Annotated in this window: 1 protein-coding gene; it reads right to left on the minus strand. The window is 71.3% G+C overall.

The features are described 5' to 3' along the window. Positions 1–1,197, minus strand: a 1,197-nt coding sequence (locus HII36_RS55320; protein ID WP_173531410.1) for a hypothetical protein, incomplete at both ends; no start/stop codon positions are given.

Below are 1,197 nucleotides of genomic sequence, written 5' to 3' on the forward strand. Positions count from 1 at the left end.
GTTCTGGGGTGTGCCGGACGTAGGCGGTCTCGGCGAGGGTGATCAGGTTGATGGGGTGGCCGCCGGGCGTGGTGGCGTGGTGGCCGGGGTCGTGGGCGTAGAGGTTGTGGTGGAGGTGGCCGTCGCGGTCACGGACCCAGACGCGTTCCAGCGGGTACAGGCCGAGTAGCGGGCCCAGCGACGGTCCCTGGGCGAGTGCTGCGGCGTAGCCGTGGGCTTGGCGCAGGGTCTTGCGTTCGGCGGGGTTGTCGATCATGACGACCAGGCGCTGGGTTCCGTGGGCGGCGGTCAGTTCGGCGGCGGCGTAGCTGAGGTTGGCCAGGTCGGCCGGGGTCTCCGGTTGGGCGATCTTGATGAGGTGTTCCCAGAGGGGGCTCTGGGCGGCGGCCAGGGCGAGCAGCGTGTCGAACGCCGGGACGTGGCCGGTGGAAAGGGCTTGGACGAGGTGGTCGGCGATCGGGGAGAGTTCCGTGCGGATCTCGACACGCACGTTGGGGCCGCCCGGTTTGTGCGGTTGGTGGGCTCGGGTGTTCGGTGCGTGAAGTCGGTGGACTTCGGTGGGTGGGTGGGCGTCCGTGCTTCGGTTGTGGTGTGCGTGGGTGTCGGTGGTCGGTTCGCGAGGTGGGTCGGTGGTCGGCGTGGGGGTCAGGTGCTGGGACAGGAGGGTGGTGACCTGGGCGTGGCGGGTGGTGACCTCCTCGCACCAGCGGTGGAGCAGCTCGGGCGGCAAGTGGCCGGACCAGGTCAGTTCCAGCAGGTTCAGCATCGTGGCGGCGCAGGGGACGTCGATGAGCTGCGTGACCGGCACCTCCCTCGGGATCCGGGCGGCGATCGCCGTGCTCACGGCGGCCAGGCGCAACGCGCCCTCCCGTTCCTGCAGCGTCAGGTCCCGTTCGAGGTCGAGGTCCGTGACCGGGCCGGTGAAATGCCGGGTACGGGCGTGCGCGATCGGGACCTTCACGAGCCGGCCGGCACCGTCCCTGGTGACCAGGCGGGCGCTCGGGGCGGAGAACAGGCACAGGCCGCTCAGCAGCGTGACCTCGGCGAGGTCGTGGACGGTTCCCGGAGGGGGCGAACCGGCCACGAACAGGTGGTGGGTGCCGGTGCCGTGCTCGTCGTCGTGGAACGCGGCGTAGGCGGCGACGCCGTCGTGGCCGGGGCGCAGATCGAGCTCGCACAGGACGTCGCCGCCTACGC

Origin of the sequence: Nonomuraea antri (assembly GCF_013283785.1) — a bacterium.
Lineage (GTDB): Bacteria > Actinomycetota > Actinomycetes > Streptosporangiales > Streptosporangiaceae > Nonomuraea > Nonomuraea antri.